The organism is Runella salmonicolor, assembly GCF_024158025.1.
Classification (GTDB): Bacteria; Bacteroidota; Bacteroidia; order Cytophagales; family Spirosomataceae; genus Runella; species Runella salmonicolor.
In genome coordinates this window covers 1-15,846 of sequence record NZ_JAMZEL010000028.1, presented here as the reverse complement: position 1 = coordinate 15,846, position 15,846 = coordinate 1, and the positions used below count along the sequence as shown (strand labels likewise).

Annotated in this window: 7 protein-coding genes; all 7 read left to right on the top strand. The window is 45.3% G+C overall.

The window, feature by feature from the left end; all coding sequences use genetic code 11:
- The first annotated feature begins 185 nt into the window (after window positions 1–185).
- Window positions 186–893 carry a LytR/AlgR family response regulator transcription factor gene (locus NCI00_RS29120; protein ID WP_253533454.1) on the top strand — a complete coding sequence of 236 codons (708 nt, stop codon included), beginning with the start codon at window positions 186–188 and terminating at the stop codon, window positions 891–893.
- Window positions 894–1,523: 630 nt separating this feature from the next.
- The gene (locus tag NCI00_RS29115) at window positions 1,524–3,599 is read left to right on the top strand and encodes a hypothetical protein (protein ID WP_253533452.1); all 2,076 of its coding nucleotides are present in this window, start codon (window positions 1,524–1,526) and stop codon (window positions 3,597–3,599) included.
- Window positions 3,600–3,639: 40 nt separating this feature from the next.
- The gene (locus tag NCI00_RS29110; RefSeq protein WP_253533450.1) at window positions 3,640–5,706 is read left to right on the top strand and encodes an RCC1 domain-containing protein; all 2,067 of its coding nucleotides are present in this window, start codon (window positions 3,640–3,642) and stop codon (window positions 5,704–5,706) included.
- A 540-nt stretch (window positions 5,707–6,246) separates the two neighbouring features.
- Window positions 6,247–7,860, top strand: coding sequence for a hypothetical protein (locus tag NCI00_RS29105; RefSeq protein ID WP_253533448.1), 1,614 nt, complete (start codon window positions 6,247–6,249; stop codon window positions 7,858–7,860).
- Between the two features lie 59 nt (window positions 7,861–7,919).
- A complete protein-coding gene (locus NCI00_RS29100) occupies window positions 7,920–9,545 on the top strand; it encodes a CRTAC1 family protein (RefSeq protein WP_253533446.1) in 1,626 nt (541 codons plus the stop codon).
- 107 nt (window positions 9,546–9,652) lie between these two features.
- Window positions 9,653–14,746: an Ig-like domain-containing protein gene (locus tag NCI00_RS29095; RefSeq protein WP_289623400.1), complete on the top strand. Its 5,094-nt coding sequence runs from the start codon at window positions 9,653–9,655 to the stop codon at window positions 14,744–14,746.
- Window positions 14,747–14,773: 27 nt separating this feature from the next.
- Window positions 14,774–15,846, top strand: a 1,073-nt coding sequence (locus NCI00_RS29090; protein WP_253533444.1) for an Ig-like domain-containing protein, incomplete at its 3' end; no start/stop codon positions are given.

The window sequence follows — 15,846 nt, the reverse complement described above, 5'->3', positions numbered from 1 at the left end:
AAGCCAATTGCTTTTCTCTAAAATCCTTTGGCAAAGAGGCCATTTCAAGTAAAATATGGGCCAACTTAACATAAAAAAATGACATTACATTTGACGACTGACAGGGCTTAGCATATTGAGAATAAAATTGATGCATTATTGCCATGGTAATGGTATCTTTTTTAGCCAGTCTTGTTTTTATTCGTATGATTCACCAAGCTTATTGTCTGCTCGTTGGAAATTCTCCGCTCACAAGTACTTTGTGCACCGATATTGAGCAGTTGTCGATTGCTTTTACGTCGGTGTCCTGTACTCATTGTGAAAGTTTATCAAAGTTTACCAAAATCCTCCAAAAAAGCCGCCCTTCGTTGGTTATCATCGATGCCGCCACCGAGGGGTTCGATAGCTTCTTGGAATCGACCGATTTAAACAAATTGGGTCAGGTAGTAATAACTTCCGAAAATCCCAATGATGCCCTAAAGGCGTATGAATTGGGAGCCATTGATTTTTTGCCTTTGCCTTACACGCCGCAACGCTTAGAAAAAGCGGTCTTACGGGGCTTGAATGCTCGGGTAGGCGAGTACGGCGTGGTTTTTCCTGAAAAACTCCTCATTCGGTCGGGCAGGAGAATAGAAGTGTTAAACACGCCCGATATCATCTATATCGAGGCCTACGGCACTTATTCCAAGTTTCATCTGGAGGGTGGCAAAGTTCTGGTTGTCAATGGACTGATTAAACAAATTGAACAGGTACTCCCGACCTCAGACTTTATTCGACTACACCGCTCTTACATTGTCAATAAAGCCAAAATTACAAGTTTTGACTACCAAAAAATATACATCGGCGACAAACACATCGAAGTAGGCACTACCTATGCGGGCAAATTTAAGTCGTACTTTGAAGGGAACGGTTAACTTTTAGCCATTGCCTCGGTCTGTATCATCCTAATTTTTCGCCTACAACAATGAGCCAAAAAACACACCAACGGCAGCGTCTTTTTTGGCTTTGGATTGGCAAAAATCATGCCATTTTGGTCAAAGATACATAATGTCTGTTATTTGGTATAAAAAATGTAAAAAATAAATAGCTGGGTTGCCAAATAACAAAAGCATAAAAAAATGCCAAATGTGCAATTTCATTCTTTATTTAAGAAAATTCGTTGGTTTTCGCTCTCAATTGGTTAATTAACTTCTTTTTTGTTGTGACTGTGGAGCAATAATTGTCGTCTACCTATCTAATAAACAACATAATTAATGATAATATTTTCCCTGCTTCTCATTTTTGAAAATCCCGAAGCGATAGCGTTTAACAAATGACAAAGTGGGGTTATTGTTTAAAAATAAACCGAATCAAAGTTATGAAGACTGAAAAACGAATAGCAAATCGAACGGACTTATCTAATTTTTTTGCGCGTGATACCTTCAGAAAAACCCACGCTATAAAATTTTAAGTAAGAAAGATAGACCAACACAAATATGAGGCAGGGAGGAAAACTCATCGTGGCTTGCGTCGCTGCTCAACAAATATTTATAGCTATTTAACCAATGAAAACAAATACAAAATACCGTACCACTGACCAGTTGCGTGCTTGGCAAATGCTCCATTTGCTGCTGTGCTTGCTGGCAGCAACGGGCGCCAATGCACAATGGGGCGCTGATCTAGGAAGCCCTGCTATGTCATCCCTTACTTGGGACCATATAAGTACTGCCAGCGATCCTACAGCTGGTCTTACTATTGGTCTGACAAAAAACAACAAAATGTACGTATGGGGTACGAACGCTTCCTTTGTCATTCACACTAAGGCAGCTACTACTACTGGCGAACCTATTCAGCAATATTCGCCTTACTACGTACCATCGCCCGCAGGCGAAAAAGTGATAAAGGTAGCTGCCGGCGGTGCAGCTAGTACTGCCTCTGGTGCTAGTAGAGCTAATGATTTTTTTGGGTGTCTCACCGAGAGTGGAAAATTATACGGTTGGGGAGTGAACTTGGGTTATTTTCCTGGTATTCCCTCTTGGCCTGTATTGCCTGCGGGCTATAATGCATCGGATTCAACATTATCAAGGCGTACTCCACAACAAATTACCATTCTTGGAGAGAGCCAGTTTGTGGATTTCGACTTTGCTAACGCGTCCTCTAATTTTTGGGTAGCCATTGGCGCATCGGGTAAGGCCTACACCATCGGCAACTATGGTGGTTTTCACGATGGTACGTTTGCCGCTATCCCAATTCCTGCGGGCGCAAACGCTGCTACATTCAAATATGTAAGGGTATGGGCACCAACTGGCACAGGTGCGAGTATAGGACAGCAGATGTATCTGAAAGGAAATGATGGAAACATATACTTCACTGGCCGAGTGCTAGGAACCGTAGGGGTGCCATCTTACTATTTTGATCCCGTTACTAATACTTACCCCGATGCAGGGGGCAATCCTCCACCCTCGTCACCAAATTTGCGAACCGATGTTCCTAAGCTTGTGCCTTTTCCCGCTGGGGAAGACATCATTGACATGAAAATCACCGGTAGTAGTGGTGCCGACCCTTATGCTGCTTTTTATGCCCTAAGTGCCTCAGGAAAAGCGTATGGTTGTGGTTTTTGGGGGAGGGTTTTTGTAAGCCCCATCACTAATTATACTAACAAACAATATTTTGCGTATCCGCTGGCAAAATCGCCAACGCCCAATACCGAGTTGGCTAAGGTATCCTCTAGCGCTGGTGATACGAGCTATTTGCTTAAGCGTTTCTGCGAAATAGCCATGCCTCCTTCGGCGTCAAAGATTATTGATATATATGACTATGGCCAGAGTGGTACAAACCCCCGACGAATGGCTTGTGTGGTGATAACGGATGAATACAAAGCCTATTGGGCGGGACATAACGATAATCAAATTTCAGATTTGTATTTTCCAAATTATCTTCAATATAGTGACCCTTTCCGCACACCACGTTGTAATGACGCAAGGCCTATTGCAACCCCATCAAAGACCCAATGGACGGTAGAACTCATCAACTACCGGGGGGCGGCAAAAATAAGCGGTCCTGCTTATGGTTCGATTACTATGCGTAAGTTTATCATATCAAAAACGGGGCGAGGCTACTTTGAAGGGGCTATATATTCATATTCAGGCTTAGGTAGAATTGGTGAAAACAACCGAATTACTGTTTTTCCTATACCCATTGCAAATGAACAACTAGATGTTTGTAATTCCAATCCAGGTGAAGCTGTTGGAACGGTAACTTCGGTACTTGGTGTAGGTACGATAGATTGTAGCAAAACGAAATTATCGCCAGCGCCGGTAGCGGGTACGCCCTCACAAACCACGCTGATGGTGAGTGTCAATGTCACCACGGCGGGTACGTTTACGCCCATCACGGTGAGTGGTTCGGGCATGAGCCTCGGCAACGGCATCACGAGCGTAAGCACCACCACTACGGGTGTACAAACCTTTCATATCCCTATTCAGTACGATGGCTCAGCGCTTACCAACGCCTTCCAGTTTACGGTGGGCAGCGCGGGGAGTTGTACGGCTGATTTGACCCAAAAACCCAACAAGGAAGTCACCAACGTATGGAGCCTGACCAACTGCTCGGCCATTACGCCGGGGGTGTTGAGTAAATGACGAAAATACCACTCGGAAGATATAAAAATAAGTCTTTCTTATGATGAAAATTAATACAAAATACCGTACCACTGACCAGTTGCGTGCTTGGCAAATGCTCCATCTGCTGCTGTGCTTGTTGGCAGCAACGGGCGCCAATGCACAATGGGGCGCTGATCTAGGAAGCCCTGCTATGTCAACCCTTACTTGGGACCATATAAGTACTGTGGATTCTGACTATGCAGATCACACTATTGGTCTGACAAAAAACAACAAAATGTACGTATGGGGTGGTAATTATGTATTTACCATTCATACTAATGTAGCTTCAACTGGCGCTCCTATTGTACAAACTACGCCGTACTACGTGCCATCGCCGGCAGGCGAAAAAGTGATAAAAGTAGCTGCAGGCCATGGCCGTTCGACTGCCACTGGTGCTAATGTATTTAATAATTTTTTTGGATGTCTCACCGAGAGTGGAAAATTATACGGCTGGGGATTGAACCTGGGTTATTTTCCTGGTATTCCCTCTTGGCCTGTATTGTCTAACAGTACCACTTATACGGGTCTTGCACCAGATTCAACATTATCAAAACGTACACCACAGCAAATTACCATTCTTGGAGAGAGCCAGTTTGTGGATTTTGCCTTTGGTGCCTCGTACTCTAATTTTTGGGTAGCCATTGGCGCATCGGGTAAGGCCTACACCATTGGCAACGCTGCTGCTTTATACGATGGTACGTTTGCTGCTATCCCAATTCCTGCTGGCGCAGACGCTGCTACATTCAAATATGTAAGGGTATGGACAGCAAATGGGGCTGTGACTGAAGGACATCAGGTGTATCTGAAAGGAAATGATGGAAACATATACTACACCGGTCTAACGCAAAGGGTGTCAGTAGGGGTGCCATCTTACTATAGTGATCCCGCTACGAGTACTTACCCCGATGCAGGGGGCAATCCTCCCCCCGCGATACCGAATTTGCGAACTGATATTCCTCGGCTTGTGCCCTTTCCAGCAGGAGAAGATATTGTTGAAATGAAAATCACAGGTGGTAACACCTCTATTGCTTCTGCTTATTATGCCATAAGTGCTTCAGGAAAAGCGTATGCTTCTGGTTTTTGGGGGAGGGTTTATACATACCCCATAACCGGTTACACTAACAAGCAATATTTTACTTACCCGCTGGCAAAATTGCCAACGCTCAATACTGAGTTGGCTAAGGTACCTTATGGCGGTGATACGCTCTATATTCTTAAGCGTTTCTGCGAAATAGCCATGCCTCCTTCGGCGTCAAAGATTATTGATATATATGACAATGGCGTAACTGCTTCAGATGCCGTAAATATGGGTTGTGTGGTGATAACGGATGAATACAAAGCATATTGGGCAGGAAGAAACGCTAACACCCTTAATGCTTTGATTTTTCCAAATTTTCTTCAATTTAACGACCCTTACAACACACCACGTTGTGATGACACAAGACCTATTGCAACCCCATCAAAGACCCAATGGACGGTAGAACTCATCAACTACAGAGGGGCTGCAAAAATATGTGCTCCACCTGCTTCGGGGCGTATGTTTATCATATCAAAAACGGGGCGAGGCTACTTTGAAGGAGGGATAAAGGCATATTCAGGCTTAGGTAAAGTTGTTAAGTCAACTACCATTTTTCCTATACCCATTGCCAATGAACAGCTAGATGTTTGTAATCCCAATCCAGGTGATGCTGGTGCAGCGGTAACTTCGGCTCCTGCCGTAGGTACTATTGATTGTAGCAAAACGAAATTGTGGCCAGCGCCGGTAGCGGGTACGCCATCGCAAACCACGCTGATGGTGAGTGTCAATGTCACCACGGCGGGTACGTTTACGCCCATCACGGTGAGTGGGTCGGGCATGAGCCTCGGCAACGGCATCACGAGCGTAAGCACCACCACCACGGGTGTACAAGCGTTCTACATTCCGCTCAACTACGATGGATCTGCTCTCGCCAACACCTTCCAGTTTACGGTGGGCAGCGCGGGTAGTTGTACGGCTGATTTGACCCAAAAACCCAACAAGCAAATCGCCAACGTATGGAGCCTGACCAACTGCTCGGCCATTACGCCGGGGATGTTGAGTAAATGACGGAAATACCAATACTAATTGACCAATCGAGAAATATAATAATGCTACCCTACTATGAAAATTAATATGAAATATCTTATCACTAGCCAGTTGCGAGTCTGGCTGAGGCTTCATCTGCCCCTGCTGCTGTGCTTGCTGGCAGCAACGGGCGCCAGTGCACAATTTGGCTCTGATCTAGGAAAGCCTGCTATGTCAACCCTTTCTTGGGATCATATTTCTTCCACTGCGACTGCCAGAACAAGTATTGGTTTAACAACCGATAAGAAAATATATGTTTGGGGGGATAATCGATATTACTCCATTCATAATAAGCAGTCCATTGCCAGCGGAAGCATTAGGCCGCAACAGCAACTTACGCCTTATTTTGTTCCGGCTCCTGCAGGTGAGACCCCCAAGAAAGTTCGCGTAACAGCCTCCCTTTACAATTTGACTACATCTGGAGGAACGAATCTCAATACTCCAACATTTGCTTGTCTTACTGAAAGTGGCAAGCTATACGGATGGGGTTTACATTCAGGGTTAATGGGGACAGCATGGCCAATGACAACTACATTTACAAACGGAGATACGACCCAAGCTCGAAGAGCCCCAATTCAACTGACTATTTTGGGAGAAACTAGCTTTGTTGATTTTGATATGCCCCAGATTGGTGATTATTGGATTGTAATCGGGACATCAGGCAAAGCGTATCATATTGGTAGAAAAGACGACAATATAGCCAGTTTCAATCAAACATTCACCCAGATTCCTTTACCAGCAGGGGCTGATGTAAATACGTTTAAATACGTGGCTGTTTGGTGTGCCAAGGCCAGAACGAGTACCTATCTGAAGGGTAACGACGGAAAAATATATTTTACTGGCGATGCCCATCAGTCAATGGCGACTGGTATACCTGAGTTCTACTTTACATTAACAGGAGAAGCGGGGCTTACGTATCCTAATGGTACACCTCCTGCTACGGTTCCAATGGGTACGGCTGTGCCTGTATTGGTGCCCTTTCCCGCGGGTGAAGATATTGTAAAAATTGACTATGTAGGCGGTGGAAATTACTACAATACCCTTGCCCTAAGTGCCAGTGGCAAGGGTTATGGAGCGGGCCTGTGGCGCGATGTGAACGGACTTAAAGACTATAAATATACGGCATTTGCCCTAAAACAGCCTCCTATACCCAATACAGAAGTGGGTAGTTTTTTCTACTCTGTAAATGGCGATTCTTTATTTGTGCTTAAACGATTTGTAGAGTTGGCGCTTCCCCCCGGTGCTACCAAAATTATTGACGTGGCGGTATGGGGCCATTCTTCTACCTCGTCAATTTTCCATGGTTCATTGGTTGTGGGAGATAACAATAAAACGTATTGGTCAGGACGCAATTCTTATGCTTACGACCAGGGAACTGACTTACCTAATTTTATTGAGTACGGTGGTGAGAATATCAGTATGGGTACGGTAGCTGGTGAATGTAGGTCGGTAGACAAGTATTGGATTGACTCTCCCTATGCTTGGGTTGTGGAAGCCATCAATTTTCAGGGCGCATCCAAAATTTATCGAATGTTTAACGAGAGTTCTTACGAAGGAGGATACGATCAGGCATTTATTATTTCAAAATCTGGTAAAGGTTATTTTCAGGGAGAAGGCCTTGCAAACTCAGGTTTAGGAAAGATAAACCCAGGTACTGGTTCTATCTTTAATCTTCGATTTCCGACTCCCATTGCCAATGAGCTGTTGGATAATTGCAATCCAAGCCCTGGTACAGGTGGGTTGGGCGCTACTGATACGACTCCTGCCGTAGGAACGATAGATTGTAGCAAGACCCAAATTGCTCCAGCGCCAGTAGCGGGTACGCCTTCACAAACCACGCTCATGGTGACTATCAATGTCACCACGGCGGGTACGTTTACGCCCATTACGGTGAGTGGGTCGGGCATGAGCCTCGGCAACGGCATCACGAGCGTAAGCACCACCACCACGGGTGTACAAACCTTTTATATTCCTCTTCAGTACGATGGCTCAGCGCTTACCAACGCCTTCCAGTTTACGGTGGGTAGCGCGGGTAGTTGTACGGCTGATTTAACAACAAAACCCAACAAGCAAGTTACCAACGTATGGAGCCTGACCAACTGCTCGGCCATTACGCCAGGGGTGTTGAGTAAGTAGTTGTGCCAAAAGTGTATACATGGTTGATGTAAGAAGAGAAAATAAGAAATACTTTATAGATGATGTTCATAAACAACTCCATGAAGGTAGATAAAGAGAAAATGACTAACATCAATCAATTAGTTATAAAAACTATTGGAGTATTGCTTGTTAGTTTATCGTCTCTTTGGGGGCAGCTCCGCTTTCTAAATGCTACGGCACAACTACCCAACGCTAACTATGCTGGGTATTGGAGCAAAGCCGTTGTGGATTTAGATGGGAATGGATTAGACGATATTATTAGTACCCAAGTAGGGAACAAAAGCATGTATGTTTTTTATCAGACGCAGCCAGGTACTTTTCGTGCTGAGTTAATAAAAAAATTTACAACGCTATGGCCTCTCTCAACGACCGTTGGTGATCTCAATAATGACAAGCGCAACGACATTATAACTGGTAGTAATAGAGATGGCCTAACCATTCAATACAATCAAGGAAGCGGGGTATTTCGAGAAGATACGGTTATGAATCCTCGAATACTAATGCAGGCTGCCAGTATGGTTGATATTAACAACGATGGTTGGCTAGATTATTCAGCTTGTAATGACAATGGGCTGAATCAGTTGTGGAAAAATGATAAAACTGGCAAACTTATTCCTGTTTTTGATTGGATTGACTTCAAAACAGTCCCTACCTCCGACAACTCGGGGAATTATGGTTTGGTGTGGTCAGATATTGATAACGATGGCGATTTAGACTTATACATAGCCAAGTGTAGTATCTATGCCATGAATGCGCCCACTGACCCTCGGAGAATCAATCAGTTATTTATCAATAATACCTACAGTAGTCTCAACGGAGAGATTATCAAAAACCCGCAGGATTTTTCGATAAACCCTACTGGATGGTTTACAGAGGCAGCTTTGGCCTACAATGTTAAAATTAGTGGGCAATCATGGAGTGCTGATTTTGCGGATATTGATAACGACGGAGACCAAGATTTGCTCGTAACAAATCATGAATCACCAACGATGCTACTAGAAAATGACGGAACAGGGCATTTTACTGATATAACCACCACCAGCCAGTTGGCTGGTTTAGGGCATCCGCTTCAGGGTATCATGCGTGATTTTGATAACGACGGCTATGTGGATATTCTAATTGCAGGAAACACGGAGGGGCAACTTTGGCGCAATAATCATAATAAAACCTTTACCAAACAGGCCAATGCTTTTGGTAGTGCTATTACAAATTCTTTTGCGGTGGGTGACCTCAACCACGACGGATTTTATGATGTCTATACTTCCTACAATCCAAGTCTCAATAAGCCTGATTCGCTTTGGCTTAACCCTACAAATACGAATCATTTCTTGGCGGTTACGTTACAGGGGCGACAATCCAATACAAATGGTGTAGGAGCTAAAATCACGGCTTACCTCTCTGACCAAACGATACAAGTACGTGAAGTGAGGGCGGGTGAAAGTTATGGTATCACAAATACATACACCCAGATTATTGGGCTGGGTCAGCAAGCAATGGTTACTAAGGTAGTACTTCAATGGCCTTCTGGTCAAGTGGATACTTATCTTAATCCAAACATTGATCAATACCTCTACCTCACTGAAGGTGGCTGTATTGATACACTACCTAATCAACCATGTCAGACATCATGTAAGTGTGGTGTGGTGGAGGTAAGACGAATATAAATAAAACAATATGTACCCTTTATTTCTATTTTCCAATGAATTCTAAAACAGCTAAGACAAAATCGTACTTGCTTTCTCGTATCCTACGAGAAAAGTTTCTGGTTTACTTGCTGCTACTTGTAAGTAGTTATACTTTACAGGCACAACTCACCCTGAGTAGCGGGGTGGTAAACCGCTACGGGCAAGTAACCGCGATTTCGGGTAATACCGTTACCTTGGGAACGGAGAGTGGTGCTACCCACGCTTGGGCGGTAGGCGACCGCGTGTTGTTGGTGCAGATGACGGGCAATACTTCAGCCAACGGAGGTAAGTTTGAGTACGCGACTCTGACGGCCGTAAGTGGCAGTAATCTAACCCTATCACCAATTACTCGTTCCTACAGCCCAACCACGGAGAAAGTGCAGTTGGTATGGGTGCCTTATAACCCAACGAGCATTACGGTACCCTCAGGGGGTATTTGGGCACAAAAGTGGGACGGTACCACAGGCGGTATTGTATCAATCCTGACCCCTGGCACGATTACCCTAAATGGTACTGTGAATGCCGACGGGGCGGGCTTTCGCTACGCTGATGGCACCAATACCATCAATGGCGCCGATATCTATTATGGCGGCGCTGGGGGTACTTCTTTTGGGGGACCTGGCGGTGGCGGTGGTGGCTATGGCTCAGCTGGAAAAAAAGGCACTGCTAATGGAGAGTTCTTTCCTTCTAATAATGACTTGACAGACGGGACGTTAAGTGGAGGATTTGGTGGAAGTATAACAGTATTCAAGACTTCTGGCGGCGGCGGCGGTGGAGCAGGTGTTGGCGGAGCAGGTAGTGGCGGAGCAGCAGCGGCTCACGGCGGCGGCGGCGGCGGCGGAGCAGGTTATGCCGGTGGTGGGTCAGGAGGCGATGCCTCTGATAACACTACAGGCACATCAGTGGGTGGTAAAGGTAGTATAGGAAATGTTGGAGATACTGATGGGAGCAGTATTATTGATCCTTGGAATTATACAATAAGTGGTGGTGGTGGTGGAAACCGTTACGTAGGTGGTGGTGGTGGTGTTTCTGGAACTGACAACAACGCTGTAGGTCGATCGGGTACAAATGGCGGTTTGGGAGGTTCTAGTAGTAATAGTTATATTGAAGAAGTTATTGGTGGTTCAGGAGGCGGTCAAACACCATCGGCTTATCATCAATATCAATACTGTGATGGGAGTTTTAATTGCCCTGATCCTCGGATATGGATGGCGGGAGGGGGGCAAAACAACACCCAAGGGGGGGGGATTGTGTTAATGAGTGCCAATACGATTGAGGCCAACAATAAGATGATATCGGCCAATGGCGATCCGGGTAGTTTGCTATATCCATCTTTTCCCGCCTCTGGTGGTGGTGGTGGTGGTGGTGGTGGACTACTGGTAGTCAATGCACAGGTAGTAACCAATGGGCCACTTCAACTCTGTGCCAAAGGAGGTCAAGGCGGACAAGGAGCTAGCCAGCCAGGTTCTCAAGGAGATGGCACCTCACATGGTGGCGGCGGCGGAGGTAGTGGTGGTGGTGGGCTAGTTTGGGTGCAAGATCCCCTAGGAGGTGTTGTGGATAATAGTACAGGGGCTCCTCCAATTGTTCCTAACTTAACTTTTTGTGTGGATGCAGGGCCTATGGCAGCTGCTAGCTTAAATGCTAAAACTGCCACTTATACTGGCGTTGGTGGAGCAGGGGGTAATGGAGCGGTTCTGGCTAACAACCCTTGTGCAATTTTTGGGGCGTGCAACACCTGCGTTGCAGGTACTGATGCACCGATCATTACCAGTACTACGGTCAGCAACGTATGCGCAGATACTACTGTCAACTTGGGGAGCTTGGCCAATACAGGGACCAAGCCAGAGGGTACCAGCTTAGTTTGGAGTACTCATAATGTACCTACATCAGCGAGCGATACCCTGAGCAACCTTACCGTAGGAGCGGGTAAATACTATGCATTATATTACGATAAAGTAAATAATTGTTATAGCCCAGCCGATTCGGTAGATATAACTATTAACGCCTGTATTTTGGCGAATCCTAACGCATCAACAACTACACTCAATACACTTGTAAACATTCCTGTGTTGGGTAATGATACCAGAAATGGTGTTGCGGTGTCTTTAACAACCGTCAATGCGCCAACGATAACCGTACAGCCCGATCCTCTAAAGGGAAGTGCCACCGTCAAGGCAGATGGGAGCATAGATTTTACACCCGTAACAGGCTTTATTGGTACTGTGATGTTTGAGTATCAAATTTGTGACAAGGTTGAAACGAGTATATGCGACACCGCACTTGTGACTGTGGCAGTTGGATGTCCAACCTTGAGTGCACCTACCAACGTAAAATCAACGTCCTCAACAATCTGTTTAGGAGATACTACAACTCTAACGGCCGATGCTTGTACCTCAGGCACCTTGACATGGTACACAGACGCAGGGTTAACGACCTTGTTGAGTTCGACGTCGGTAAATCCAACGGTAACGACGACGTATTATGCGGCTTGTGTGAGTGAAAGTTGTAAGAGTACTGGAGTTATGGCAACGGTAACGGTATCAACACCTCCTTCTGTCCCTTCGGCAAACTTGGATATTTTGAAAAATACTTGTCCAACGTTAACGGCCGATTTGACGAGTACGCTTTCAGCGGCTCCATCGGGTATCACTTATGAGTGGCATTCGGCCAAAAATACAACATTAGCGAGTGTAGTATCAACACCTAATGCCGTAACCGTAGCGCAAGTATATTATGTATATGCCAAGAACTCAGCGGGTTGTTATAGCCCAGCCGATTCGGTAACGGTGCAACTTGATGATTGTATATCTCCGTTTCCACCATTGCCACCTACGCCAACGGCCTGTGATTACAGTTCAGCACCAGCCAACGTAAGCTTGACAGTGTCAAATGAACCCGCAGGATACCTAAAAACCTACTTCCTTGTTGACATGGCGAATGGCCAAATTGTGAATATTAATCCAACGGCTCCTAGTTTTATGGGGGTAAATGCGGGTAATTATTATGTTTTGGCCGCCTATTATGCAGATACGTTGAAAGATGCAACCGTTGGAAAACGCATAACAGAAGTATATAGCACAAGCGGATGTTTGAAATATTCAGATCCATTGGCGTTCAGAGTGTGCGGGGCTTGTGATTATATTGCCCCTGCGACGATTTCTTTCAATTCAACTCCAAGTACAACCCCAGGAGTGACCACGACGTATGTGTTGATTGATGAAAAAACGAACACCATAAAAGCGATAAGTGGAACCGCTTCTTTCGCGGCTGTAGATACGGGATATTATGCGGTAGTGGCGGTGTATAGAACCAAGCCAATAAATTTTGTAATTGGTGATATTCTCTACGAAAAAGTAACACAACTAGATAGTTGTTATGAAGTTTCAAATACAGTTCACTATCGTGTATGTACAGAGATAAACTTACCGCCAATTGCAATAAATGATATTTTTAATACTGTACAAGATAAGCCAGTCTCTGGAACTGTCTTAACAAACGACCGTGACCCAGAGGGTGGCCCATTAACGGTGTCAACCACACCCGTGAGTCCTCCAACAAAAGGAACGGTGTCTTTAAATGCGAATGGAACGTTTACTTATACTCCCAATCCTGGGGCGACAGGGCAAGATAACTTTTGTTACGAAATAACGGACAATGCAGGGTTGAAGTCAACGGCATGTGTGGCAATAAACATTGTACCCGCGCCTACAATTGAGAACAACCCGCCAATTGCAGCGGATGACGCCACTGAAACGTACATAAATACAGCGGTGGTTATTAAAGTCAAAGCCAACGACGTGGATCCCGACCCAACAGGTACACCAAATGGTACATTGGGGACTCCGACAAAGTTGACTGATCCAGCTCATGGTAGCGTTGCTTTGAATCCTGATGGTACCTATACGTACACACCAACGACGGGTTATGTTGGAAATGATACATTTACTTACCGTATATGTGACAATGGAACTCCAAACTTGTGTGATACTGCGACAGTAACGGTGACTATTTTACCAGCGCCAATCGCAGGTAACAAGCCGCCAGTTGCAGTTGATGATGCAAATGTGACATTCAAAAATACACCAGTGAGCGGAACCGTAGCAACGAATGACTTTGATCCGGATAATAACACGCCGTTAACCTTCTCAAAGGTAAGTTCACCTGCCAACGGTACAGTCACTTTTAATGCGGATGGAACCTATACGTATACACCTAACAGTGATTTTGTTGGAAGCGATGTTTTCACGTATAAAGTTTGTGATAGTGGAACTCCTGTACAATGTGATTCAGCAACCGTAACACTGACGATTTTACCTCCACCAGTTGCAAAATTGGTGCTGAAAGTGCTTTTGCAAGGGGCATTATATGCGACTAGCGATGGATTGATGCGTGATGATTTGCGTAGATTGAATCTTCTACCAATCAAAGAGCCATACACTGCTTTGAATGATTCACTTGGTGCATCAAGTACCCGTTTTAAACACGTTAAAGGAGGAGGAGAAACAACGACTGCGGCAGTTTTTGCAGCAAATGTAGGAACGGGCAATGCCATAGTCGATTGGGTGTTTGTAGAACTCCGTTCATCTTCTGATTCCACAAAAGTGCTACAAACAGCCTCAGGGTTGTTGCAAAGAGATGGAGACATTGTTTCACCGATCGATGGGACCTCTCCGTTGACATTTACTGGATTAACAAGTACCTCTTATTTTGTTTCCGTAAAACATCGCAATCACCTTGGGGTAATGACCAACAAAGCCATTCCTATGACAACTGTAGGTACTTTGGTTGATTTTACGGTAATGGATAGCTCAGATGTGTGGAATCAACCGAATATTTCCACGTTAAATTATGATGGGGTTGAAATGAACACAATCATTTGGGCGGGTAAAAAGGTATTATGGGCTGGTAATGCCGTGTCAGATTTTCGATTAAAATATGATGGGGCAAACACAGATTTGACCAAACCGCTAAACGAGGTTTTAGTTGACTTCTCAGCGAGTACTTACAACTTTAACAATGGTTTTGGATACAAACTGGGGGACATCAACATGGATGGGAAGGTCAAATATGCTGGGGCAAACAACGACATTATCTACATTCAGAACAACGTGCTGTTGTATCGCCTTAATACTGGCCCGCTCTACAATTTCAATAACATGTTTGAGCAAATACCTTAATACTTCTACTCTTATATCGTTAAAATTATGAAACGAATTTTTAATCTGATATTGACTTTGGTTGGTTTCCTTTTTTTGAGTACTGCAATGGCTCAAAAAATTGACTTCACCATCAGATTCAATGCAACGACGAGCGAATACGAAGTATATGGTCGTCCCGATTTTTCTGCCGCTACTTTTAATGTAGGCGGGGGAACACAAATTACAGTGGTACTTCCCAAAAGCATCGCTGACGCTCCGCTTACGATTACTTCAGTAAGTGGAGGGGTTTGGGTGGATAACTCACAGGTGTACGCACCAACAGCTGCCCCAAATTCCGATTTTCACGGGGTATCCACTACGGGCGCACCCATTGCATGGGTGGCTGGACAAGAGAAGTTATTATATAAATTCACTTTGACAGGTGGTTGCGTAAGTGGAGTACGTTTGTTTGAAAACGCCTCCGACCCTCAATCTGATGCACCAGGTATGTTATTTGGAGATTTTAATAACTACATGGGGAATGCGCTCAATTTTGCAGATGTTTACCAAAGTAACTATGATAATGCGGGTATCATATGTGATACCAACCAGCCGCCGCTTGCGACGGATGACATCACGCAGACGCCGCAGGACACACCCGTGAGTGGCAACGTATTGCCAAACGATTTAGACCCCGAGGGAGGCGTATTGACGGTAAGTACCACGCCGACGACTCCACCGACGAAGGGAACGGTTGTACTGAACGCTGACGGCAGCTACACCTATACACCTAATCCCGGGGTAACGGGCACGGATAAATTCTGTTATCAGGTGTGCGATAACGGCAGTCCAAGTAAGTGCGACACGGCCTGCGTGACGATCAGCATCCTTGGGCTACAGACATTGGGTAACAACAAACCAGTAGCGACGGACGACAACAGTCGTACGTATCAGGACACGCCCGTAGGGATTGTGGTGAAAGCCAACGATTACGACCCTGATGCAAGTGGTACGCCCAACGGCACGTTGGGTGCACCGACGAAGTTGAGTGATCCAGTAAACGGAACGGTCGTCTTCAACGCTGATGGTACGGTAACGTACACGCCCACGACGGGCTTTGTGGGCAAAGACAGCTTCAC

What these genes read in the sequence shown, in the direction of transcription:
- NCI00_RS29120 (WP_253533454.1), top strand. Translation starts at nt 186, where the DNA reads ATGATTCACCAAGCTTATTGTCTGCTCGTTGGAAATTCTCCGCTCACA.
- NCI00_RS29115 (WP_253533452.1), top strand. Translation starts at nt 1,524, where the DNA reads ATGAAAACAAATACAAAATACCGTACCACTGACCAGTTGCGTGCTTGG.
- NCI00_RS29110 (WP_253533450.1), top strand. Translation starts at nt 3,640, where the DNA reads ATGATGAAAATTAATACAAAATACCGTACCACTGACCAGTTGCGTGCT.
- NCI00_RS29105 (WP_253533448.1), top strand. Translation starts at nt 6,247, where the DNA reads ATGACAACTACATTTACAAACGGAGATACGACCCAAGCTCGAAGAGCC.
- NCI00_RS29100 (WP_253533446.1), top strand. Translation starts at nt 7,920, where the DNA reads ATGATGTTCATAAACAACTCCATGAAGGTAGATAAAGAGAAAATGACT.